This is a genomic window from Paenibacillus amylolyticus, assembly GCF_051136285.1.
Taxonomy (GTDB): domain Bacteria; phylum Bacillota; class Bacilli; order Paenibacillales; family Paenibacillaceae; genus Paenibacillus; species Paenibacillus amylolyticus_F.
Window position 1 is genome coordinate 5,133,327 of record NZ_CP194938.1, and the last position, 23,734, is coordinate 5,157,060.

Consider the following 23,734-nt stretch of genomic DNA (forward strand, 5'->3'; position numbering starts at 1 on the left):
ATGCTGAGAGATCAGGTTGTTTTTATAACAGGAGCATCGAGTGGAATTGGTGCGCTCTGTGCGCAAATGCTGATCGAGGAAGGAGCCATCCCGATTTTGGCTGCCCGTTCGCGGGACAAGCTGGATCAGATTGGTGCTTCACTACAGGGACGGCATGAACTGCTTACGCTGGATGTGACAGATAGTGAGCAGGTTCAGGCGGCTGTAGATGCGATGTTACATAAATACGGACGAATCGATATTCTGCTGAATAACGCCGGATACGGAAAGTTTGCCGCGATGACGGATATGTCTGTGCAGGAATTTGACGAGATGATGGACGTGAATTATATGGGCATTGTCCGCTGTACCAAAGCGGTACTTCCGCATATGCTGGAACGCGGCAAAGGCCAGATTGTAAACGTTGCTTCGATGGCTGGCAAAATTGGGACTGCCAAATCAGCCTCTTATACGGCGACAAAGCATGCTGTGCTCGGCTTCAGCAACGCGTTGCGTCAAGAGCTGCGCAAGACAGGTGTTACCGTCACTACGATTAATCCAGGTCCAATAGATACACCGTTTTTTGATCGCGCGGATCCTTCAGGGAATTACGTGAACAATGTGCGCTGGCTGATGCTGACACCTCAGAATGTAGCAGGCCACATGATTCGTGCCATGAAGAAACGCAAGGAAGAAGTGAATCTGCCGAGGCTGGCATCAGCTGGCATTTGGCTTTATCAATTATTCCCGCGGCTTGCCGATCGATTGTCCCACGGTGTAATGAATCAGAAGTAGAATGTAACAAGTGCACCATATACCGGATGAAGAAGGGCTCCGCCGAGGGGCTTTTCTTTTTTTTGCGTGGACTTGAACATTTCCGGAATAAGATTTGGTACGCAGGCTTTTTTCGCATATAATGAAAGGTAATGTGATGACAGGCTTTTGTTTTAAGCGTACAAGCAGGTTTATAGGCGAAATGATATAGTTACACGATAACGGAGAGAGCAGAAATATCCTGGAGAAGCGGAGCGGTCGCCTGAAAGCTTTCTGAAAGAAAGCTGCATCGGAAGCATACGCTTATCACCGGATTTCTCCATAATATAAGGAATAGAAAAAATCTGGGTATAACAGTGATCGGAAGGTTATTCTGCTATCGAAGTGTTTAGTGTAAAGAGAAAAGTTGAGCCTGTAAATCATCAAAACGAATAAATTTAAAGGATGGAATACATGACGAATCAAACTTTTGCATCAATAGGCGTAGAACAGGATCTGGAGGCGCTGCTGGCTCAGCATGGCATTAACGAACCTTCCCCGGTACAGGCGCAGACCATTCCGGTTATTTTGGAAGGCAAGGATGTCGTATCCAAGTCCCAGACGGGAACTGGTAAAACACTGGCCTATCTGCTGCCACTATTACAATCCATCAAGAGTGAAATTAAAGGAACCCAGAAATTGATTATTGCACCAACACAGGAACTTGCGATGCAGATTGTACGTGAAGCACAGCGTTACGGCGCGGAGCGGGGCATCGGAGTACAAGGTCTGATTGGCGGTGCAGCTGTGAAACGTCAGATCGAAAAATTGCGTGAGCATCCGGAACTTGTTGTGGGTACGCCGGGACGACTGAAGGAACTCATTACACTCAAAAAGTTAAAAATGCACAACATATCCACCATTGTTATCGATGAAGCGGATCAGGTGTTCCAGCTCGGCGGTGTAAGTGATGTGGAATTTGTATTGAAAAGCGCGCTACGTGACCGTCAGTTAATCTTCCTGTCTGCAACCATTGATGAGCATACGGCTACACTCGCCAAGCGCGAGATGAAGGAGCCTGTGCAGATCGGCATCGAACCGGATCGCGCAACGGCTGCCGGACTTGAACATTATTACTTTGTAGAAGAGGGACGCAACAAGATTGATATGCTGCGTCGTCTGGTTAGACAATATAACCCGGATCGGGCTATTGTTTTTGTGAATGCAACGGAGGACATCGGTGAGGTTGAGGCAAAAATGAACCACTTGGGGCTGAACGCAGCTGCGCTTTACGGGGATGCCGACAAGGTAACTCGCAGCAACGTACTGGCTGCCTTCCGTAATGGCAAAATCCAACTGCTGATCGCCTCCGAGGTGGCAGCGAGAGGACTCGATATCGAAGGCTTGCCGATGGTCATCAACTACGACCCTGCCTTTGACTCAGAGCATTACGTTCACCGCGCTGGCCGGACAGGCCGGATGGGGCGCTCAGGTATCGTGCTGTCGATCGTTGATGAAACACAAATTTTCATCATGCGTAAATTCGCACGGGAACTCGGCATCGAATTGCAGGAGCGTACTCTTTTCGGCGGCAAAGTTTTGGAAGCAGATCCACGGCCGGATACTCGCCCGGAAGGACATTCGTTCTCCCGAAAACCTGGACAGTCCCGGGATCGCAAACCAGCTCAAGGAAGCCGGAAACCGGGCACGAGAGCAACCATTTCGAATGCGAGTCAACGTCCTGCAAGTGGCAAGCCAAGTGGCCATGGAGGCCGTACGGATAGCGACCAGAACCGCAAAAACAAGGGAGCACCCAAGTGGAGCAAAGACAGAGCACCACGCTCTGAGGAATAATCGGATGAAAGGGGTGCAGGGATAGATGGAGAACGTTCAATCGCCTGTGCTGCAAATCAGCGGGCTTAGCGGAGGTTACAGTGCCAAAAGACCGGTGCTTCATGGTGTTGATCTGGAAGTTGGGCGTGGAGAGATGGTCGGACTGATCGGATTAAATGGTGCTGGCAAGAGTACAACCATGAAACATATCTTGGGCCTGATGACTCCGCAGCAGGGAGAAGTTCGGGTCATGGGCAAAAAAAGGGATGAGGATGCGCAGATCTACCAATCTGCGATGGCATTTGTACCGGAATCTCCCGAGTTATATGATGAAATGACCGTTATGGAACATCTGGAGTTCACAGCAAGGGCATATAATGTGTCTGAGGCTGATTTTAAACAAAGAACAGAGAAGCTGCTGAACTTGTTCCGCATGAATGAGAAAAGTACAAGTCTGTCCACACACCTGTCCAAAGGGATGAGACAAAAGGTTATGATTATGTGTGCTTTTGTCGCAGGCCCACCGCTCTACATTATCGATGAGCCGTTTCTGGGACTTGACCCGCTGGGCATTCGCTCCCTGCTTGATTTTATGCTGGAGATGAAAGCTGCCGGGTCTTCCATTCTGCTGAGTTCACACATTTTGTCCACGATTGAAAATTATTGTGACCGTTTTGTTGTATTACATCGTGGACATGTCATTGCACAAGGAACACTGAATGAATTGCGTACACAGTTCGGAGAGCCTGACACAACGCTGGAGCACATGTTCTATTCCCTCGTGCAAGGCAGGGATTAAGTATGGATCTCAAGCTGTTATGGAAGCAACGTCGGACAGGTTTCTGGAATGGAATTCTCCCTTATGTGGGTTATGTCATCCAGAGCGGTGTAGCGATGGTCTTTTTGTTTCTGGTCATCGCTTTCTCGGCCTGGTATACATCGTTTGTACAGCATATTCCTGCGGGATTTCCGGTTCGCTGGATTGCTCTATTGCTGCTGGCTCCGCTTGCGCTGTTTAGCAGTTTTCGTACATATCTGCTTCCGGCAGATATTGTTTTCCTAAGGCCGCAGGAGTACCGGATGCAGGACTATTTAAAAAACAGCTTTGTTCGAGGCGTCATTTATAAAATGTTGGGACTTCTGTTTGTATTTATTACACTGTGGCCGCTCTATGTAAGGGCAGATGCAGCTGCCAAGCCCCTGGGCTGGTCCATTCTGTTTCTTGTGTTATGGAAAGTGCTGTCCAGTTACGGTGCGTGGCAAGAGCTGAGAATGGTTCAGGCTGGAGCATCGAAGGGATATCGGGTGCTTCGTTGGGCACTGGCTATCCTTGCCGTTGCAGCTTGGCTATGGCAGCCACCGCTACGGAGTCTCTGGTTCCTGTTGTTGCTTGCGGCTGTTTATATCGTTGCACTGCGTGTGCCTGTTAAACATCGAGTCGCTTGGGAACGTCTGATTCAAGTGGAGCAGACACAGGCGGGCAGAGTGATGCGCACATTAGGCTGGTTTGTAGATGTGCCATCGTCCGGACAGAAAGTAAGTTCCCGCCGTTGGCTCAGCAAATGGGGGAACGGCCTTCCGTGGAATGCGGGGCAGGCCTACCGTTATCTCATGACCAAAACATTTATTCGAACGGAAGTATTTACGATTGTTCTGCGTCTGGTCATTCTTGGTATGCTGCTGTCCTGGTGGACGGCGGGCAGTTACTTCGGAATTGGGGTTTATCTGTTCTTCCTGCTGCTAACAGGCATTCAACTCGGGGTGCTGCGGCGTAGTCACAGTGAGTCCTTCTGGATCATGATCTACCCGATCTCAGGGGAGAGCAGGCGATCACAGGTACTCGGTTATATCTTCCAACTGCATGCCATAGCTGCATTGCTCATGTGGCTGCCGATGCTTGCGGCAGGAATGGAAGGACTGAGTATAACAGGCATTGCACTTCTACTCGGTATACTGGTCATTGTGCTGATGCGTCGTTCGCAGGGCAGCAAATGGCTCAAAGAAGAAGAGGATGAGTAGAGCCGACTCATGCCAAGCCGCTGTGTTTATCCATCGCAGGTGAATGAGTCTTAGGCATAATAGAAAGAAGGGTATTCCGGACTGTATCCCGAAATACCCTTCTTTTTGATGTGTGATGTAAACTCATGATGTCATGCGAGTGAATGGTGAAGGCGTACTAACACAGAAACGATTTTGTGATGATCACGAGCAGGATGAACAGTACGAGAATCGCACCAATGTTTGTGAATCCTCCAACGCCACAGTATCCGTATCCGCCTCTTGTATCTTCAACTTGGGACATGGGTCATACCCCTTTCGAGTGATGGTTTGGCACGCCCTTGCGTACATCGTATATTATGTGCCATGGGGTTAGGCTGATTGGGCCTTTGCCCCTACGTCCGTGTTTTGGGCATTTGTCTGGAAGAAGAGACAGTTACACTAGTGGAAGCAGAACGAGGTACACGATAGTGATGTTTCTGAACATGTAAATATAAATGTAATGAACCAAAGAACCCTTTGGAGCACATTTGCTTTCGCCATGTGCTCCAAAGGGTTCTATTCTTAAGACCGTCTATGTTAGATGGTTATTTTATCTGTATATTAAGTCGTTTGCAGATCCTGCACGCCGCGATAGATGGTATCAAACAACTCTTCCAAATCACTTTCTTCAATACATGAGAAGGCAATCCGCAGATCGGATTCACCCAGTGCGATCGTACCTACACCATATTGGTGCAGAAGATGACTGCGAAGTGCTTCAGCACCCACTTGTTTCAGCTTCAGACACATGAAGTAACCGGAGTTGAATGGATAATAATCCCATACTTCTCCATACTTGCTGCTGTCGAGAATCGCTTTGACTTTGTTGGCGCGACCTTTCATAATCTCGAACTTTTCCTGTTTCTGTGCTTCAAACTCCGGTGCTTTCAGCGCATCCAGAACAAATGTCTGTGAAGGATGTGGCCCGCTGGAGATGGTTGCACGGATGATGCCGAGCGTTTTCTGTTCCAACGCATGCAGTACAGCGGCATCCTCGTGGGCAAAAGTAATGAATCCAACGCGGAAGCCCCATACGAATTCTTCTTTGGTTGCTCCGTCAATCTTCACCGTTAATACCCGCGGATGAATATTGGCCAGTTTACCAAAAAGAGATTCGTGAATGGAATCTTCGAAGAACAGACCAAAGTATGCATCATCCGTAACGACAACGACATTAACGCCAGCTTCTGCGGCTTGATGAATGGCATCTACAATAGCATCTGCCTCTGCGCTCCCTGGTGTGTACCCTGTCGGGTTGTTCGGGAAGTTAAGCAGAACGATGGCTTTGCCTTTGTCCTTTTGCGCCAGCAAGGCCTGAAGTAGCCCGTTGCTGTTAAAGTTCATTTGATCATCAAACAATGGATAATGAACCAACTGGCCATGGCGACGAATTCCGAAAGTCAACTCGTAATTTTCCCAGTTTTTATCCGGATATATAACAGCGTCCCCTTCTTCAGTGAACAGGTCGGCTACGATACTGAGTCCATGAGTCAGTGCGTTGGTTACAATCGGGTTACCGAAAGATTTACCTTCCAGAGAAGGAGTTTCTTTCAGCATCTTATCTCTCCAAACGGTTCGCAATTCAGGTTTGCCTGCAGGCGGTGCATAAGGATAGAGATCCTTCGGCTGGAATGCGGACAACTTCTCCTGAATCACCGGAAGATGCATCGGCACACCACCCTCCAAGGCGATACCAATCGTTGCATTATAGGTCTTGGCCAGGCTTGCTGCTTCAGCAGATTGACTTAAGATACCTTCTTTAGGAAAATAAATTTCTTTGCCGAGTTGTGACAGCATGGAGTAGACGTGGCTGCTGCCGGCCTGAATACTTTCGTTCAACTGTTCAGCCAGTGGATTCATTCGTTTCATCCTTCCAAGTCTTTGTGATTCACTGCCTAACATTATATCACCTTGACATGGCTCCGTCACGGAAATTACGCAATATGACAGTTATATCACTTCACCGCGTTGTTGTGCAGGTTGGAAATGCAGTATTTTCATCAATCTCAGGGCTGGATCAGGCGACTTTACTGTTGGTGGAACGGGCAATATTTTCGCATCATTTCAACGGTTTCTTGATCCCGACCTTCGTTGCGTTTATGCAGTTCACCGCTGAGATGGTCCAATCGTTCAGGGGTCAAATTCTGCCCGAATTTAAACTTGGCGCTAATTCGCTCCGGTACGATTCGAACGACAGCAACAGCTTTAAGCCTTCCCGTATAACGAGAATCTTCCGCATCTATCGGTACATAACCGCCTTGCGGCTGGAGTTTTTCCATAAAACGCTGCAGCACTTTGCCCTTAAGTTCAAGCTCCTCCACAGGCTCTGCCTGACCGGAAGCCATCACACTTTTGAAAAAGGATGTGGCAGGACAAGCCAGTTCAGGATCACTAAAATAAGAAGGAATCAGCGAAAACTCCTCTGCCACAGTAAAGCTTACGGACGAATGTTGTTTGATCTGTTTCATTTTCTCGCCGGCCAGACTTCCATGAAAGTAGAAACAACCATCCATATATACAAAATTTAGCGGTGTCACTCTCGGTTCTCCATCCGGACTGACGGTGCCCAGAAACCCGAAGGAACATTGATCCAGAAAAGTGATTATTTCCTGTTCGTCGTCTATTGCAAATTCTTTGCGTCTCATGTTATTTCCCCCATTATGTTAGAAAGTGTTAGCACATGTCTGAACGTAGAAAAAAATTAGTACATGTCAGAAAATTTATAATTTATTGCGGTGTTGTTTTTCCTGGAGATAACCATAAAACAAATATTGACACCAAAATAGATCCAATTTACATTCATTTTCATAGGCCAATTGTGATGAGAGATCACAGTTAGTTAAAAGTTAGGATTTGGAAAAGATGAAAGGAAGGGTCAAGAAGGAGCGTTAACGAAGGGGGAGAATCACATGGAATTGTGGCTGCCACTTGATTCGTACGAGCTTCAACATCGTTATAAATATCAGGCGTTATATCACGCACTGCGGGATACAATTCATTCGGGTACACTGGGGGCAGGAACACGTCTGCCATCAACGCGTATCCTGGCGAAACAGTACGACATGTCGCGGGGCTCGGTTGCCCAGGTATACGATATGTTACTTGCGGACGGGTATGTCCGTGCTTTTCCGGGGAAAGGAACCTATGTTACGGAATCTTTGTCCGCCCATGATAACAATCAAAGCGAAGCGGTGTTGTCTTTATCTCCATGGGGAGAGCGTCTTCGTACATTAACAGCGGAACACAAACGTTCCCGCGAAGAGATTCAACCGGCACATGCTTCCGTTATTAATTTTCGGATGCAGCGTTTGCTGGCAGAACATTTTCCCGTGGCTGAGTGGAAGAGTGCACTTGCTTCAGTTCACCGCAGCGGCTGGCGAGAGCCAGGCGGTGCTGCCGGTGATTCGGAGCTGAGGGAAGCGATTGCCACACATCTTCGCTGGACACGCGGTATTCAGGCAGACTCTTCCCAAATCGTACTCTTCAGTGGATCGATACAAGGTATCACCCTGCTGTCCCAATTGCTGATCACGGAGGGGAGCCCTGTGGTTCTAGAGAGTCCGGGTTATCAAGGGATTGTGCATGCCGTCAGATCCTGCGGAGGTCAGGTAATTCCAGCAGAAGTGGATGCCGGAGGGATTATCCCGCAAGACTGGCAGGCTCAAACGTTATTTGTCACGCCGACGCGACAATTCCCGACCGGAGCGGTGTTAGGGCTGGAACGAAGAAGATCGCTTCTCGCCTGGGCATCAAAACGAAATGCCGTTATTGTCGAAGATGACTATGACAGTGAGTTCCGTTGGGGCGGACGGCCAATTGAACCGCTCAAGGTGCTTGACCGTGAGCAGCGAGTGATCTACATCGGTTCCTTCTCCCAAACGATGCCCGCTTCGTTCAGGCTGGGTTATGCGGTATTACCCCGCAGTCTGGTGGAGCCGCTGCTCGCTGCCAAGGCTTTGTATGAACCGGTATCACCGGCGCTGTTGGAACAGCGTGCACTGGCAAAGTTCATGACAAGAGGAGGGTATATGCGGCATTTGCGGAGATTAACCCGTTTATACGGGGAGCGGCATGATTTTTTTGTGGAGGAGATGAAGCGGTGTATGCCGCAGGCGTTCACAATGCAGCCCGGGGATGCCGGGCTTACAATCTATGCGGTCTGGAACGGGGACTCTTCGAGTTATGAACAGTTTGCCAAAGGGATTCACGAGCAGGGTGTATGGTTTCGTGATGTAGACCAGTACCGGTTAATACCAGGGCATTCTGCCATATGTTTCGGGTTTGCCCATTTGGATAAAACGGGGATTCGCGAAGGTATACAGCGAATGAGAACGGTGTGGGAGAAGTGTACATTTTCGTTTCAGTGAATTCCGCTGTATAATGGGAGAAGTGTGTAAAGAGATTAACTGTCAAGGGGGAGTGGCGACATGCTGCAGGCATCGCCATCATCATTTGTAATTTTGCCCGCTGTCGCTAAAATAGTCTGTGAACCGGGCTGGAAATGGCAGAAGCGGGAAAAACCGATGCAAAATTATGATTTATTTTACGTGTGGAGCGGTGAAGGCACGGTTATTTTGAACGATCAGCCTTACGAGGTTGGCAAAGGAAGTTGTTTTCTGTTTCGTCCGGGAGATCATACCAGTGCAACGCATAACAGACAGAAACCACTTGTGCTAACGTATATTCACTTTGATGTGGACGGGCCCGTTGCGGATGTGCCCCAGTCTTACCGCGAAGTGCAGGAGACGGTGGAATTCGAGCATTTGCTGGCACGATATGTGAGATTGTTTTTATCGGATGTGTATGGACGGGATGAAGAGAGCAAGCTGATTCTGAAGCAGTTAATGATTCATTTGCTGCGTACGGACACGGAAGAGCCTGTAGAGAAAAAGGTGAGTAACCAGCTATCCGATGTGATTCAGGAGGTGGCGAATTATGTTCGTCAGCATCCCGGAATAACCCATCGCGTAGAAGATCTTGCCGCACGGGCCGGTCTGTCACCGCGTTACTTTTCCATCAAGTTCAAGGAACTGGTCGGATCATCTGTACAATCCTATATTATCCGTATGCGCATTGAGCGGGCAGAGCATCTTCTGGTGCATACCGGCATGAACGTGACCGAAGTTGCAGATGCACTGGGGTATCGAGATATCTTTTTCTTCAGTCGTCAGTTCAAGCAGTACACGGGCAAAAGTCCGTCAGAGATTCGTTAAAGACACATCAGATATGCGGTTCCAGCTCATCACAGCGTTTCAATGCTGGATAGCCAGGGTAAGTAACTAGCATTCCAGATGAGCTTTTAAGGAGGAGCATGTGATGATGAATGGAAAACGACGGGTTCGAAGCCGCAGAAATTCTATCAAAGGATGCAGCATTTTTCGGAAACGTCTGCGCAGGCTGAAACCGGTTGAAGAACTGCAAGATGTATGGTTCTAACGCTTGAAGATATGTTTTTAACGTTTAGTGAACTGACTATTCAGGCGAAGTGAAACTCCGCCATGCATATATACATGAAATGATGTTTAGCGCAGTAGCTCAGAATAGTAACATTTCATATCTTGAATATGAAAGATAAGACATGAATAAAGAGGATGGCGTAACACCTGATTGCAGGTGCTGCACCATCCTCTTTATTTTGCCTATGATGTTACGGACGTTTGGGTTTCAATCGACCAAGTAAGGCGCCCATCTTAACCGAGTCTCCAGGTTTGAGATCAGGGAGCGGTTCGAAGGTATCGGTTTGCATAAGCAGCACAACGGTAGAGCCGAACTCAAAATAGGCAAGATCATCTCCTTGAGCCCAAGCTTTGGTGTCAACATCCGCATATTGGATACTACTGACGTTCATTGCTCCGACTTTGACGACAGCAACTTCACCATAATCATGCTCAATATACGTAATGAGCCGTTCATTGCGGCTGAGCACTGATTTCATATGGGTGAGTCCAAAATCATTCACAGGATACACTTTACCTTTGATATGTTCGCTCTCCAACTTGCGACCGCTGACAGGTGCATGAATGCGGTGATAGTCACGCGGGCTGAGATAGAGCACAAATACATAACCATGCTTGTACTTCTCCAGATGTGGAGAGTGGTTTAATAATTCAGAGAGTGTATAGTTTTGTCCCTTTACATTCAGAATCGTTCCTGCGGAGATCGGGCAAGCTGCCGTGATTTTGGCATCGACAGGGCTGATCAAGGCATGTTCCGAAAGGTCCAGCGGGCGCATCCCGGGTTTTAATTTGCGAGTGAAGAAATCATTCAGGGAACGATATTCTTTCCAATCTTTCTCGGCTTCCTGCACAGGGATGTTGTAGGTCCGGACAAAATAAGGGATAAACGCCTTGCTTCCCCGGCTTTTGGAGAAAGCTCCCACGGTCCGGGAGATCCATTTGCGCGAAGAAAGCTCAGTCATTAATCGCAACAGCGTTTTTGCCATGAATATCCCCCTTAGGGTTAATACAAACTTCAAGGCCGCAAAAGCGGCCATTCTGCATAATATTGACACAAATCACGAATGAAATCAATACAATCCACGATCATAGGTTTGTGGCTGCCTTGGAATGAGGGAGTTCTGATCTAAGAGCAGACGTCCATAAGCGATCGGTTTGCTGTACGTCATTAGCCAATGTTCCTTCATTCCAGCTTTGCGAAAGCCGTAGCGCTGATCCCTGCCATTGCATTCAATAAAGTAAATTCCTCCGTTTTGGGCCACGCCGAGGTCGAGTCCAAGATCAGCCAGATGAGGCAAGTTGGAAGCCAGCGTTTGAGCAATGCGAAGGGCAACCATAGTTATTCTGGCTTGCAGCTGGAACAGCTCGGTACTCGGTTCAACCAGACCAAGTGCTCCACCAACAGTCATGACTTTGCCGCCTTGCGCGATGTTTGTGACAAAAGTATGCGCCGGAGCTGCCTTAGCAAACATGCCCGTGACACTCCATAATCCATCTCCTCCACGTTGCACGGATACTCTCAGATCTACAGGCCTTCCCTCGTACCGGATGAGCGGAATGCGCTCTTCAATCAGATAAGCATGGCGGAATATCCGCCGAAGCGTAGCGGAAGGCAATTGTCCCCGGTTCAATTTGAAGGTGGCCCAGCCTTTACGTGATGCTCGGGTTTCACAAGTTAGTTTCCAATTTCCGTCATGCTGGAACAACCGCATAATGCCATGACCAATGCTACCGCTGCACGGTTTAATGACGAGATCCTTATAATGTTCCATCATGGAAGCGAGCGATTCGGGAGTTGCTTTGACTGCATGAGGCAGATGATCTCTTAAAAAAGGGTCTTGCCGCAGCATATCATGCACATGATCCTTGCGATAGCGATTACGCACGTTGTAAACCTGGATACCTTGGAGGAGCAGGCGGGTAATTTGTCGCTGCTCCGTACCGCGAAGCTGGAGAGAACGGTTATGGATCACGGAAGGAAGCGGCATACGCTCGCGGACGTATCGACCTTCTTTTTTCACATAAGCCAGGCATGTCTTGCGATCCAAATCGATATCTTCCAGCCGTAAAAAGCAAGGCGTTAATCCGTAGCAGGCTGCAGCCTGCTCATAATTGGCGAGTGATTCCTGACCGGTCCTTCCGGCTGGTATCCCCCGGTACATGCGTGAATCGAACATAATGCCGATCGTTTCTTGGAGCATGACCGTTCCTCCTTCATGGTTATCGCGACCATCCATCTATTTCTCAGCACGCCGGCCTGTAATGCATGGCACAACATCGCGATAACGCAAACCGTGTGCAGATGCATTCCTATGCATCCGTTTATGCTCAGACACCATATCCTATGAAAGGAGCGGAAATGGGGCGTGGACAGCCGCCTTGTCACATGGTTTCGTACAGCCTATTTCCATCAGGACAGGTGTAACTTTAACCTGAATAGGCATGGATCTGATGAAGGAAGTGCAAAAGTAGGGTCAGAAAAGTGGCAGATGCCCAGCTCAAAGCATATGATGCCGGAGATGAACGTTAGAGGAAGGAGCTGGCCTCATGAGTAAAAAAGGCAAAAAAAAGAGTGTGACGCCTAAACTGCGTCATATCAGCCCTAAATTCAGGGAACTGGATCTGATGGATCGGCGACTGGAATTCAGCAAGCCGGAAAAAATAGTGAAAAAAGAGGAGGTTTCAACTTCGGATAGAGTTGTCACCAAGGAAGTTATTGCTGATACCGTAACTGCATCTGAACATACGACCCCAGATGCATGGGTCAATAAACCTGAAGCCGTGGTGGAAGCGCAAGACATGGGACAGGAGCAGGAGAGGCAGCAAATTTCCCCATTAAATGTAGAAAAAAATAGTGTGGAAAAAGAAAGCGTAGAAAGAGAGCTTCAGATCAGAAGCATTGCTCACCTTCCATTGAAAGAACAGGATAACCAAAGCCGTCTAACAGGCAAGCAGCGTCTTGAACAATTAAACCAGAACCAGATGCCAGGCTATGAAGGGCAGTATATTTATACAGATGACCTCAGTGAGTTTGCTGTCACGGAAAGTAAGCTGGCTCCTTTTTCGGTGGACGCCTCCAAGTTGAAATCAGGTGCTGTAGGAAGTGAGGCTCTTCAGGATTACGCAGTAACGAGCATTCATATTGCGGACGGTGCGATTGTTTCTGCTAAGCTGGCTGAGGCTTCGATTGCAGAAGAACATCTGATTGACGGCTCTGTATCAGGTCACAAAATCAGAAATGCATCCATCGCTGGAGACAAAATTCGGGATGGGAGCATTACCTCACAGAAGCTGGGCAATCAGGTCATTGATGCAGCCAAAATAGCGGATGGCTCGATCGGCACAAGGCATCTGAGTCGTTTGCTCGTCACAGAGGAATTAATCCAGAATCAAGCTGTTACTGGTGAAAAAATCGCGATTAGCGGAATCGAGACCCGTCATTTAGCAGGTGGGGCTGTCCATACCTCGAAATTGGCGGATGATGCGGTCACCAGTGCCAAGATTCGTGATGGAGCGGTGACAGGCAGCAAGATTGAAGAGCAATCTATTGATGCGCGCCATATTCAGGCCGGTTCGGTGAAACAGTCTCATTTGGCTGAAGGTTCCGTTGGACGTAATCAATTGCTGGCAAGCAGCATCGGCAGTGAACAGATTGAAGATGGCTCGATTCATACACGGCATATTGCCGAACATGCCTTGAATGGACGACATCTGGTAGATGGTTCGATCGGATCAATCCAGATTCGAGCTGCTGCTGTAGGCAGCGAACAGATCGGCAATGCCGAAATCGGCAGTGAACATCTGGTCGATGGAGCCATCATCAGCAGCAAGCTGGCGGATCAATCGGTGGGAACAGCTAAATTGCTGGAGCAGGCGGTGACGGCTTCGAAACTGGCAGATCAAAGCGTTGTCGCTTCCAAAATATCAGACGAAGCTGTGCTTGGGAAACATCTGGCCAAAGGTTCGATTCGCGGGGAACATATTGCCAATCGGGGCATTACACCGGTTCATGTTGATAATGGTGCTATACATTCCATACATCTGGCGAGTGGGAGCATCGAAACAACACACCTATCCGAGGGAAGTGTATCTGCGGATGCGCTGGCTTCAGGTGTTGTACTGGAAAAACATCTGGCAGAATCTTCTGTAGGATCATTCCAATTGCAGGATGAAGCAGTCACAACTGCAAAGCTGGCATCAGAGAGTGTAACGGCTGAAAAACTCGCTCCAAGTGCGGTTACAAGCAAAGCTATAGCCTCAGGTACGGTCAATTCATCCCATCTGGCAAAAGCAGCCGTATCAACTGCTCATCTGGCCCCCGGAAGTGTTGATTCCGAAGCACTAAGGCCGTATGCAGTGAAAACCGAGCACCTGACAGAGCATGCCGTAGGTGCCCCTCACCTGCAACCAGGTAGCGTTCAGACTGATGCCATATCACGTGCGGCAATCACTACGGACAAAATAGCTCCGGGCAGTGTGACTTCAGCACAGATGGCAGGCGGTTCGATCTTTCCACCACACCTTACAGATCATGCTGTGACATCACCTAAACTCTCACCGGAAAGTGTCTCTACAGATAAGCTGGCTGATCTATCGGTCACCTCGGCTAAACTGGCAGACGGCAGTATCACTTCTTCCAAGATCATGGCAGAAAGCATCGTTGCAAAACATATCCCTGCTGAAACGATTCGTGGATATCACCTGAAGCAGCATACGATCTCGCTGGAGCATCTGTCCGATGAGGTGCGTACGCCAGAATTATTTGCAAATGGCAGCATCCCTGGTAGCAAGCTTCGTCAAAGAACAGTGACGACAGAACATCTGGCCACCGACTCGGTATCTGGTGAGGAATTACAGTACGGGGCAGTGGGGAGCGAACATCTGCAACGAGCATCCGTTGATTCCATACATCTCGCTGACGGCAGTATAAAATCAGATCATTTGACTGCTCAGGCTGTCCATAGTGCTCATCTGAGAGAAGAGGTCATTCGCAGTGAGCATATTACCGATCAGGCGATATCTTCCAACCATCTGATGGCCGGAGCGGTGCAGACAGAACATTTGTCTCCACTCTGCATAACAGAAGCACATCTGCAGCCAGGTCTGATCAGCGGACTACATCTGCAATTGGAATCCCTGGGCGCTACACACCTGCAGCAAGGTGCAGTTCAATCTCGTCATATCCAGGATGGGGCTGTTTTCTCCCACCATATTCAGGAGCGCAGTATTGGAACAGAACATCTGGAGGAAGAGTCAGTCCGTTCCGTCATTTTACAAGATGGTGCGGTTACAGCGTCCAAATTGGCGGATGGTAGTGTAGATGGCAGCAAACTGACCGAAGGTGCGATATCGAGTATTCATATAACCGAAGAGAGCGTGCAGTCTGTTCATATCGCAGAAGGTGCAATCCAGGCGAATCATATTGAGGATAGCAGTATCACGTCAAGCCATCTGAGTGAAGAAGCTGTAAGCACAGCTCATCTGCAAGATGGTGCAGTTACGGCGTCCAAACTGGCGGATGGTAGTGTAGATGGCAGTAAACTGACCGAAGGTGCGGTATCGAGTATTCATATAACCGAAGAGAGCGTGCAGTCTGTTCATATCGCAGAAGGTGCAATCCAGGCGAATCATATTGAGGATAGCAGTATCACGTCAAGCCATCTGAGTGAAGAAGCTGTAAGTACAGCTCATCTGCAAGATGGTGCGGTTACAGCGTCCAAATTGGCGGATGGTAGTGTAGATGGCAGCAAACTGACCGAAGGTGCGATATCGAGTATTCATATAACCGAAGAGAGCGTGCAGTCTGTTCATATCGCAGAAGGTGCAATCCAGGCGAATCATATTGAGGATAGCAGTATCACGTCAAGCCATCTGAGTGAAGAAGCTGTAAGTACAGCTCATCTGCAAGATGGCGCGGTTACAGCGTCCAAATTGGCGGAAGGTAGCGTAGATGGCAGTAAACTGACCGAAGGTGCGGTATCGAGTATTCATATAACCGAAGAGAGCGTGCAGTCTGTTCATATCGCAGAAGGTGCAATCCAGGCGAATCATATTGAGGATAGCAGTATCACGTCAAGCCATCTGAGTGAAGAAGCTGTAAGCACAGCTCATCTGCAAGATGGTGCAGTTACGGCGTCCAAACTGGCGGATGGTAGCGTAGATGGCAGTAAACTGACCGAAGGCACCATATCGTCCGTGCATCTGGCTGATCGTGCCATTGACGGAAGCAAGCTGAGTGAGCAGAGTATTACATCCAGTCACTTAAATGAGGGGATTGTTGGCACGGCTCATTTAAGCGAAGAGATCTGGAATGCGATTCGTCAGGTCAGTGCAGAGACGCTGGAACAACTCGCCGAGTTCAAAAGGCAGGAAGCGATGCAGGAAGTGCAACAGTTAATGCAGTCGGTAGGCCTGCAAAATGAAGGTCTGTTCGCCTGGGGAGATGATGCGGATGAATCATCGGATACGCCAGCTGAGCTCCAGGAAGGAAATCTGAATCTTCAGGAACTGCTGGGACTGCCCAATCATCTGGAAGCAGAGGCAGCACTGATCGAGGGCGAGCCTGCTGCGGGAATGACTGAATCGGGGAATGCATTGGATGGTGAACATACATTATCGTCTGATGTCTCCTACACACTCGAGGCTCAATCGGTCACACAAGAGCATTTGTGTGATGGTTCTGTAGGCAGTGAACAATTGCAGGCGGGTGCTGTTCATGCCGAACACCTGGCATTCCAGCCAGTACGTAGTGTAAGCAAACAGACTACTGTACAGCAGTTTGGCATGGAAGCTTTTGTTTTGCCAGAGAATGAGACGTGTACCGAAGTGACAATCGTGTTTGAAGAGTCGTTTGCTTCGGAGCATTATGTCATTGTAGCGATGAGCAATGATCGTGGATTCCAGGTGTCCCTGTTATCACAGAGTGAAGATGAAGCGGTGTTGGAGGTAATGCGAACCGTGGATTGCAAGCATACGTATGGATTATTGTCCTGGATTGCGGCAGGGCCATCGGCATAACCTTCGGCCATGGTTATCCTGAGTTAACATATTTACAAATTGACAGAAGCGGTGTCCAGAGTTTGTCCCGGACACCGCTTCTGCTTGGAAAGCTTGACCGTTCGGACATGAGGGGTGTCGGAACGATGCTATTTTTTTATAAAAGGATATGCAGATAAATCAATGAGTTCTGTTTGATTGGTATTGATGCCCGTGAACGTTACCATATAATCAGTTAACGATTATAGTCCTACAGCTTGATAGGCTTTGGTGATGGCAGTAGCCTCGGCAGAATTCGTGCCGTACAGGTCTTTGGCTGCCTGAATTGATGCTGTTTTGGCAGCTGCGAATTTGGATGTTGGTGTCAGGTAATTCACCAGCGTGCTATAGAAAACACGTACGGCCTTATCCCGGCCAATACCGCTAACGGTTACACCGTTATGTGTGCCACCTTGGGCTGCAAGGTAGAACGCTTTGTTGATAATACCGCTGTTGGTATGCACACCACCGTTATCCGCACTGCCTGTGTAGCGGTCACTATATTTGTCAGGCTGGTTGTACAGCGTAGGATCGGATAAGGAACGCAGTGCATCTCCTGGAATGTTAGGAGTATAGATGCCGTCACCTAGCAGCCAGTTTTTGCTCTCAATGGTGTTACCCATAATATCAGCAAAAGCTTCGTTTAATGCTCCTGGCTCATTGCGGTATTCCAGATTGGCGGTGTACTCGATCACTCCATGTGTCAACTCATGACCCACAACATCGAGATCTCCGGAGAAGATACCAAACAGTGATCCATCTCCGTCACCGAATACAATCTGTGCCCCGTTCCAGAAGGCGTTGTTATAGTTGGAGCCATAATGTACTGTGGAGCGAATCAAAAGGCCGTTGCCATCAAGGCCGTTGCGGTTAAATTTATTTTTGTAGAAATCATACGTGGCAGCAGCATAAGCGTGTGCATCGACAGCTGCACGGTCCGTCCACACGTTATTAGAGCTGGTAGACAATGTTCCTGGTAAAGAGGAGCGATTGTTCGCTGAATACGTTTGGATGCCTTTCCCACGAGTGGTATCTTTCAGCTGGTAGGTGCTGCCGGATTGCGTTGTGGTCAGTGTTTTGGTATCGCCAAACACCCCGGTACCTGTTCCTGTAGCAAAATTGATAATATCATACTGGGATACAATGCTCCCGTCCACGGCATTGATAAAATATTTGGTTCGCAGCGGGGCGGGTTCAAGCACATTCACTTCGGTAATGTAAACCAGATAGGTCTGACCGTCATCTTCATGATGATAAATTTGGAGTTCAGCCTTTGGCTCAAGCTCCGGTACACCTAACTCGCCGATCCGGGAAGTCGCTTCTCCCGAAGCTACTTTAATTGCTTCCTCTGCACTGATACTAGGGATTCCGTCATTAGGAATCGCTTGTTCTTCAACAGGCGGAAGTTCACCAAGAGCAGAAGTCACAGCTCCCGTTTTGTCCAGATGGAGGGTCTGCTCAGCACCGTAGACCGGAATACCTTTGATGTACTGTTGCAGACGGAAGTGCCTTACGCCGGAAGTATCCGTGTTACGTTTAATGATTTTGAGTTGGCCTCTGACATCAGAGTTCAGGAACTGTTCCTGTTGTCCAAGGTAATTATAGATCGTTTCGTCAGGATTGTTGTTCAAAAGGATACTCTCCTCGGAGGCATAAGGGGCCTCAAGCGGAATGGATAGATCAGATGGCGCTGCAGCAGCAGAGGATACGGAAGCGAGCAAAAGAGCTCCTCCAAGAATTGTTGGCATAACTTTGGCAAATTTCATTGTTAACTCTCCCATTCTCATTTAAATTTTGTTGGAAAAAAAGGGTTTATGCCTAACTTGGCTGGATTTCCGTCTGCATCTGGCAGGGCGGAGTGAGGGGCTCAAACAGAAGTAGGTTTAGAAGCAGGGGGTGTCCCCCTAGTGATTGCGGCAAACCGAAGGTTCTACGGAGAACCGGGATGTTCAATCCGTGTGTGGCATGCGGGAAGAAGAAGCCGGGTTGGGAACGGCATCACTCCTTTCAAGTTCATGGTCTGTTTGTGTACTAAAATGGAGGAGATCAAACGTCTGAACTAACCGAAGGTCAATAAATGGATAGAAAGAGGTTTCGGGAACGTAAGTTCTTAACAAGGTTAAAAATGTAAATTGTGTGGCTTGAATCGTATAGTATCACAGTGTAAAAGATTGGAAAAGATGCAATTTTGATTATTTTGAAAATTGTGTCTAAGGACAGGGAAGAGATGTCCTTTTTAATTTTTTTGACGAATCTTGTCACTTTGGAGGATCAGTATATATATATTTCTGCCTAGAACCTCCAAGTGGTAAGGACATACGCCGTTTCCACTGTTCCACGAATACATAGAATAACGTGTACTCCCTTGACATGATAAAGATGGTTTACGGGAGGTGATATGGTTGAGGAAACGACGGAGTATAGCCCGTTTTGCAACAAAAACAGGTAAAAAACGAACGAGAGGCATATCGGGAAAAAGCCGAATCCGTTCAAGGAGAAAAAAGGGTATAAAGGCCTATGTCTTCACCAAACCACCTAACCATTCATTTCTTTTGAACGAACTGAGAGCAGCGCAAACCATAGTTGGAGAGGCTGTTCAACAAGACAGGGAAGTCATCGGCCAGCCTATACTATCGGTGATTATTCCGGCGATGAACGAGGAACGCACCATTGCTGCCGTAGTTCGTGAAGCTGCACGTATATGCCGCGATGCGGAAGTGCTGGTCATCGTGAACGGGTCAAGCGATGGTACAGCGAGTGAAGCTGAACGGGCAGGAGCACGCGTACTGCAGTATTCCGAAGCGCTGGGGCATGATGGCGGACGGAGAGTAGGGGCAGCAGCAGCCCAAGGGCAAATCCTGCTGTTCACGGATGCAGACATTCCGATTCCGGCCGAGCACCTTGCACCTTACGTTCAGGCCGTGCTGAATGGAGTAGATATTGCGCTGAACGATTACAACGGCCCGGTAACTCGTATCCCTGTTCATCCGGTCGTTGAAGCGAAACATATGTTGAACAGTCTGCTTTCCAGATCCGATCTCGGCGGGGCTTCGATGACGGCCATCCCCCATGCACTCAGCCGAAAGGCGCTTGAAATCATCGGCATATCTTCGCTGGAGATTCCGCCACTTGCTCATGCCAAAGCGGTACTTGGCGGACTTCGGGTGCAGGCTGTTCATCATGTGCCTGTGGGCAAATGGAATGCAGTTCGTATAAAGAAACGAAGCGGTGCTGATCCGCTGAGCCAGGTGGTATTACAGGATCATCTGGAGGCTATCCGCTGGATTATAGATACACAGGGACCCAGAGGCGGTTACACTGATTTGGAACGTGTTCGCAGTCTGGCCCAATAAGTAGGTGACCCGTCAGAAAGGTGAGCCTTGAGATCGGTTAGAGGCGGCAACATGCGGGAGGTGACAGCAATCAAAACACGATCAGGAGCGAGGGCTCAGAGACAGACAGGAGCAAAGCGAATGACAGCGGGCAGATTCCGGAGCAGGCTGCACACTGGAGGCAAAAGCAGAAAGAGCCAGAAACGTCAGCGACGGAACCGCCGGAATCTCCGGCAGGTGATACCGGATCTGCGTCCGTTTTGGCGAGCAGGCCAGCTTGCAGGCAGGCAATTTAAGGCAGATGCCGACAACCTGAATAAACATGCTTCTGATGCCTGGCATGTCTATGCGCAGAACCTGCCCGAGCAGATCAGCTTCGAAGCTGCAATACAGGTAGGCAGGGCATTTATTCAAGGTTATGCCGAATCCTCTGGTCGTTCGCCGGAGATTATACCGCTGCCCCTCCGTCATGTTGCTGCTGCCGTAGTCTGTGCCTGCAATGAAGAACGTACTCTAGGGCAAGTGCTGGTACAACTGGAGCGTCTGCCCCTCCGTGATATTGTGGTGGTATTAAACGGTACGACGGATAACAGTCTGGAGCGGGTGCTGCAGCATCCCGATATTACACTTGTGTATGAACCGGAGCGTGCTGGTCATGATGTAGGGCGGGCGCTTGGAGCGAAAATGACTGATGCGGAGACCGTTTTGTTTGTGGATGGAGACATGGTTGTGCCCGCGGAACAACTGGCGCCATTCTTGTTCGCCATTGATCGGGGGGAGGATGTCGCGTTAAACGATTTGACGTCTTTGCTTCCGCCGTTTGCCAAGCAAGATGCGGTCAGCCGTATCAAAGCCTATCTGAATCATACGCTAGGCCGGCGCGATCTTGGTTCCAATTCGATGACTGCGGTGCCCCATGCCCTGTCCAGACGTATGATTGAGGCCGTGAAGCCATCATCCCTGGCGGTTCCTCCCAAGGCACAGATGATTGCGATTCAAAAGGGATTGCGTGTATCGGCACCATGCCAAGTGGATGTCATTCGCTCTAACCGACTGCGTCCCGGCAACACGGGGAGTGGTAATGATGTTGCCAGACTGATTTTGGGTGACCATCTGGAAGCACTGGCGGCGTGGATGGAAATGAGTGAACATACGGCTCAGGCCAATTTTCCTTCCCGCGCCGAGGTAGCGTACAGGAGGAACGCGAGATGACGCTGACAAGCATAATTATACCCACGTATAACGGAATCTCATTGTTAAAGCCTTGTGTAGAGGCTATCCGAAGATATACAGGAGCATCTACACCGTACGAGATCATCGTTGTAGATAATGGTTCGACGGATGGTACTGCCGGATATTGCGCCAAGGAATGTATCAGGTTTGTGCGTTTACCCGAAAATCGGGGATTCCCTGCCGCTTGTAATGCTGGACTTCGGGTTGCCTGCGGAGATGAGCTGTTGCTGCTGAACAATGATGTTACTGTTACACTACATTGGCTGGAAAATATGCGTACGGCACTGTACAGTGAGGAGCACATTGGCATCATCGGCCCGGTCACGAACTATGCCAGCGGCATTCAACAGGTGGATGTAGCCTTTCGGGATATGCAACATTTTCAAGAGCTGGCAGCTGCCAATAATGTTTCGGATATGACAAGGTGGAGGGAAGTACGCCGAATTGTCGGGTTGTGTATGCTGATGAAACGAAGTGTACTGGATGCGGCAGGATGGCTTGACGAAGCGTATTCACCGGGACACTATGAAGATGACGACTACTGTTATCGGGCAAGGCTGCTGGGTTTTCGTTTGCTGATATGCGGTGATGTCCTTATACATCATCAGGGCAGTGCGAGTTTTCAAAAGACAGATCAAACCGAATGGAAACAATTGCTGGAGCGTAACCGTTCGATTTTTATGAATAAATGGCATGTCGATCCGCGTGAATTTATGGACATATCCGATGAAGGAGGGAACAAGGAATGAAAGGTGTAATTCTTGCTGGTGGCACAGGAACCAGGCTGTACCCTCTGACCCGGCTTATTAACAAACATCTGCTTCCCGTGGGTAAACATCCGATGATTATGTATGGCATCGACAGGCTCCGTCAGGCTGGAATTGAGGATATCCTGATTGTTATTAACAAACATTCCGCAGGTTTGTATACGGAGTATCTCGGGGGCGGAGCAGATCATGGGGTCAGACTGACGTATCGTATTCAGGAAAAGGCGGGCGGCATTGCCGAAGCGCTTGATCTGGCGTCATCTTTTATTCTTCCGGGCGAAAAATTTGTGGTGCTGCTGGGGGATAACCTGTTCAGTGATGACCTGAAACCGTACGTAGATCGATATATGCAGCAGCCTGCAGGTACAGCGCGTGTGTTGCTTAAAGGGGTGGATGATGCACGTCGCTACGGAGTGCCGGTCTTTGATGAACATCATCCGGAACGTATTGCGTACATTGAAGAAAAGCCGAGCCAGCCGAAGACCTCTTACTGCGTAACAGGCATATACATGTATGATGATCATGTTTTTCATCTGATTCATAACATTGTACCGTCTGCACGTGGGGAACTGGAGATCACCGATGTAAACAACCATTATGCTGCCAGCGGTGGACTGGAGTACGATGTTTTACAAAAATATTGGAGCGATGCAGGAACATTTGAATCGCTCCAAGAGGCAGCTGTGCGCATGAAAGGGCAGCTGCCTTAATCGGAAATAACGTGATACAGCTGCGGTGCGGTGCGCGATCGAAACAGATGAGCAAAGCAAATGATTGAATTAGATGACGGAGTGAATGGGTCATAACGATGAATGAAGTACAACTTGCGCCGGAGCTTTTTTTAAGGCTCCGGCGTTTTGCGCAGGCAGGAGAGGAAGCGTGAAGTGTTGTGGGGCGTACGGGCAAGGCTGCAAACGGGAAGAGTACAGGAGAGTGTGGGATGTGAAAGTACGGTGAGAACAGAGAGTAGACGTGCTCCAGGTAAAGCGAGTGGCGTGAAGAGTGGAGACAGAGCGGTGCGAGTGAAAAGTGCAGGGAAGTGAGGCATGTGAAAGGTACAGCAAGAGCAGAGAGCAGGAAGGGTGGAGGCAAGGCAGGTCAGACTGGAGTGGTGTCGGGTGTGAGTGAGACAGGTAGAGCTGGAAGCGTGATAAATGTGGGTAGAGTAGGCAGGGCGGAAAGCGGGATAAGAGCGGAGAAGGCAGGTAGGGCTGTGGGTATGATCCACGCGATCAGAGCGGGCAGAGCTAGAGGCGAGATCAAGACGGGGAAAGCTGGCAGGGTCAGAGGCGAAATCAAGACGGGA

18 protein-coding genes are annotated in these 23,734 nt (G+C 49.0%); 12 read left to right on the plus strand and 6 right to left on the minus strand.

All coding sequences use genetic code 11. From position 1 onward, the window contains the following. From ACR8BL_RS22330 to ACR8BL_RS22345, 4 genes are all read left to right on the plus strand, one after another. Window positions 1-774, plus strand: coding sequence for an SDR family NAD(P)-dependent oxidoreductase (locus ACR8BL_RS22330; RefSeq protein ID WP_434749575.1), 774 nt, complete (start codon window positions 1-3; stop codon window positions 772-774). Between the two features lie 432 nt (window positions 775-1,206). Further along, on the plus strand, window positions 1,207-2,586 hold the full coding sequence (locus tag ACR8BL_RS22335; protein WP_434749576.1) for a DEAD/DEAH box helicase: 1,380 nt from the start codon (window positions 1,207-1,209) through the stop codon (window positions 2,584-2,586). A 25-nt stretch (window positions 2,587-2,611) separates the two neighbouring features. Further along, entirely contained in the window at window positions 2,612-3,364 is a 753-nt protein-coding gene (locus tag ACR8BL_RS22340; protein WP_434749577.1) for an ABC transporter ATP-binding protein, read from the plus strand. Between the two features lie 2 nt (window positions 3,365-3,366). Next, window positions 3,367-4,584: an ABC transporter permease gene (locus tag ACR8BL_RS22345; protein ID WP_434749578.1), complete on the plus strand. Its 1,218-nt coding sequence runs from the start codon at window positions 3,367-3,369 to the stop codon at window positions 4,582-4,584. Window positions 4,585-4,741: 157 nt separating this feature from the next. Here the strand turns inward: ACR8BL_RS22345 and ACR8BL_RS22350 are convergent, their stop codons facing one another. The 3 genes from ACR8BL_RS22350 to ACR8BL_RS22360 all read right to left on the minus strand — a co-directional run bounded on the left by ACR8BL_RS22350 (window position 4,742) and on the right by ACR8BL_RS22360 (window position 7,250). Beyond that, window positions 4,742-4,867 carry a sporulation protein YjcZ gene (locus ACR8BL_RS22350; RefSeq protein ID WP_192895109.1) on the minus strand — a complete coding sequence of 42 codons (126 nt, stop codon included), beginning with the start codon at window positions 4,865-4,867 and terminating at the stop codon, window positions 4,742-4,744. A gap of 299 nt (window positions 4,868-5,166) precedes the next feature. Next, window positions 5,167-6,465, minus strand: a complete 1,299-nt coding sequence (locus ACR8BL_RS22355) for an aminotransferase class I/II-fold pyridoxal phosphate-dependent enzyme (protein WP_434753212.1) — start codon at window positions 6,463-6,465, stop codon at window positions 5,167-5,169. Window positions 6,466-6,632: 167 nt separating this feature from the next. After that, window positions 6,633-7,250, minus strand: a complete 618-nt coding sequence (locus ACR8BL_RS22360) for a pyridoxamine 5'-phosphate oxidase family protein (protein WP_434749579.1) — start codon at window positions 7,248-7,250, stop codon at window positions 6,633-6,635. Between the two features lie 264 nt (window positions 7,251-7,514). On the opposite strand from ACR8BL_RS22360, the gene ACR8BL_RS22365 reads away from it, so the two are divergent. Together ACR8BL_RS22365 and ACR8BL_RS22370 are read left to right on the plus strand one after the other, a co-directional pair. Next, window positions 7,515-8,972, plus strand: a complete 1,458-nt coding sequence (locus ACR8BL_RS22365) for a PLP-dependent aminotransferase family protein (RefSeq protein ID WP_434749580.1) — start codon at window positions 7,515-7,517, stop codon at window positions 8,970-8,972. Between the two features lie 60 nt (window positions 8,973-9,032). Next, entirely contained in the window at window positions 9,033-9,818 is a 786-nt protein-coding gene (locus ACR8BL_RS22370; protein ID WP_434749581.1) for a helix-turn-helix domain-containing protein, read from the plus strand. A 434-nt stretch (window positions 9,819-10,252) separates the two neighbouring features. Here the strand turns inward: ACR8BL_RS22370 and asd are convergent, their stop codons facing one another. Further along, complete coding sequence (asd, locus tag ACR8BL_RS22375) at window positions 10,253-11,047, minus strand: archaetidylserine decarboxylase (RefSeq protein WP_434749582.1); 795 nt, start codon at window positions 11,045-11,047, stop codon at window positions 10,253-10,255. Window positions 11,048-11,131: 84 nt separating this feature from the next. Next, a complete protein-coding gene (locus tag ACR8BL_RS22380) occupies window positions 11,132-12,262 on the minus strand; it encodes a YheC/YheD family protein (protein ID WP_434749583.1) in 1,131 nt (376 codons plus the stop codon). Window positions 12,263-12,608: 346 nt separating this feature from the next. On the opposite strand from ACR8BL_RS22380, the gene ACR8BL_RS22385 reads away from it, so the two are divergent. Beyond that, a complete protein-coding gene (locus tag ACR8BL_RS22385) occupies window positions 12,609-17,078 on the plus strand; it encodes a WIAG-tail domain (protein ID WP_434749584.1) in 4,470 nt (1,489 codons plus the stop codon). A 221-nt stretch (window positions 17,079-17,299) separates the two neighbouring features. On the opposite strand, the gene ACR8BL_RS22390 is transcribed toward ACR8BL_RS22385, so the two are convergent. Beyond that, the gene (locus ACR8BL_RS22390) at window positions 17,300-18,862 is read right to left on the minus strand and encodes a M4 family metallopeptidase (RefSeq protein ID WP_434749585.1); all 1,563 of its coding nucleotides are present in this window, start codon (window positions 18,860-18,862) and stop codon (window positions 17,300-17,302) included. A 636-nt stretch (window positions 18,863-19,498) separates the two neighbouring features. Here ACR8BL_RS22390 and ACR8BL_RS22395 point away from each other — a divergent pair. The 5 genes from ACR8BL_RS22395 (at window position 19,499) to ACR8BL_RS22415 (ending at window position 23,471) form a co-directional block, all read left to right on the plus strand. Continuing rightward, entirely contained in the window at window positions 19,499-20,449 is a 951-nt protein-coding gene (locus ACR8BL_RS22395; protein ID WP_434756441.1) for a glycosyltransferase family 2 protein, read from the plus strand. A 120-nt stretch (window positions 20,450-20,569) separates the two neighbouring features. After that, window positions 20,570-21,640, plus strand: a complete 1,071-nt coding sequence (locus tag ACR8BL_RS22400) for a glycosyltransferase family A protein (protein WP_434749587.1) — start codon at window positions 20,570-20,572, stop codon at window positions 21,638-21,640. Continuing rightward, a complete protein-coding gene (locus tag ACR8BL_RS22405) occupies window positions 21,637-22,410 on the plus strand; it encodes a glycosyltransferase family 2 protein (protein ID WP_434749588.1) in 774 nt (257 codons plus the stop codon). Before ACR8BL_RS22400 ends, ACR8BL_RS22405 begins: the two co-directional genes overlap by 4 nt. Then, on the plus strand, window positions 22,407-23,138 hold the full coding sequence (locus tag ACR8BL_RS22410) for a sugar phosphate nucleotidyltransferase (protein WP_434749589.1): 732 nt from the start codon (window positions 22,407-22,409) through the stop codon (window positions 23,136-23,138). The genes ACR8BL_RS22405 and ACR8BL_RS22410 overlap by 4 nt, the downstream gene beginning before the upstream one ends. Window positions 23,139-23,312: 174 nt before the next feature. After that, window positions 23,313-23,471 (plus strand): hypothetical protein, encoded by a 159-nt coding sequence (locus tag ACR8BL_RS22415; protein WP_434749590.1) that lies wholly within the window; start codon window positions 23,313-23,315, stop codon window positions 23,469-23,471. The last annotated feature ends 263 nt before the right edge of the window (window positions 23,472-23,734 follow it).

Bases quoted from the DNA above. Each gene is read 5' to 3' on its own strand.
- ACR8BL_RS22360 (WP_434749579.1), bottom strand. From the start codon at position 7,250: ATGAGACGCAAAGAATTTGCAATAGACGACGAACAGGAAATAATCACT.
- ACR8BL_RS22345 (WP_434749578.1), top strand. From the start codon at position 3,367: ATGGATCTCAAGCTGTTATGGAAGCAACGTCGGACAGGTTTCTGGAAT.
- ACR8BL_RS22390 (WP_434749585.1), bottom strand. From the start codon at position 18,862: ATGAAATTTGCCAAAGTTATGCCAACAATTCTTGGAGGAGCTCTTTTG.
- ACR8BL_RS22330 (WP_434749575.1), top strand. From the start codon at position 1: ATGCTGAGAGATCAGGTTGTTTTTATAACAGGAGCATCGAGTGGAATT.
- ACR8BL_RS22370 (WP_434749581.1), top strand. From the start codon at position 9,033: ATGCTGCAGGCATCGCCATCATCATTTGTAATTTTGCCCGCTGTCGCT.
- ACR8BL_RS22385 (WP_434749584.1), top strand. From the start codon at position 12,609: ATGAGTAAAAAAGGCAAAAAAAAGAGTGTGACGCCTAAACTGCGTCAT.
- ACR8BL_RS22340 (WP_434749577.1), top strand. From the start codon at position 2,612: ATGGAGAACGTTCAATCGCCTGTGCTGCAAATCAGCGGGCTTAGCGGA.
- ACR8BL_RS22405 (WP_434749588.1), top strand. From the start codon at position 21,637: ATGACGCTGACAAGCATAATTATACCCACGTATAACGGAATCTCATTG.
- ACR8BL_RS22400 (WP_434749587.1), top strand. From the start codon at position 20,570: ATGACAGCGGGCAGATTCCGGAGCAGGCTGCACACTGGAGGCAAAAGC.
- asd (WP_434749582.1), bottom strand. From the start codon at position 11,047: ATGGCAAAAACGCTGTTGCGATTAATGACTGAGCTTTCTTCGCGCAAA.
- ACR8BL_RS22335 (WP_434749576.1), top strand. From the start codon at position 1,207: ATGACGAATCAAACTTTTGCATCAATAGGCGTAGAACAGGATCTGGAG.
- ACR8BL_RS22410 (WP_434749589.1), top strand. From the start codon at position 22,407: ATGAAAGGTGTAATTCTTGCTGGTGGCACAGGAACCAGGCTGTACCCT.
- ACR8BL_RS22380 (WP_434749583.1), bottom strand. From the start codon at position 12,262: ATGCTCCAAGAAACGATCGGCATTATGTTCGATTCACGCATGTACCGG.
- ACR8BL_RS22355 (WP_434753212.1), bottom strand. From the start codon at position 6,465: ATGAATCCACTGGCTGAACAGTTGAACGAAAGTATTCAGGCCGGCAGC.
- ACR8BL_RS22350 (WP_192895109.1), bottom strand. From the start codon at position 4,867: ATGTCCCAAGTTGAAGATACAAGAGGCGGATACGGATACTGTGGCGTT.
- ACR8BL_RS22365 (WP_434749580.1), top strand. From the start codon at position 7,515: ATGGAATTGTGGCTGCCACTTGATTCGTACGAGCTTCAACATCGTTAT.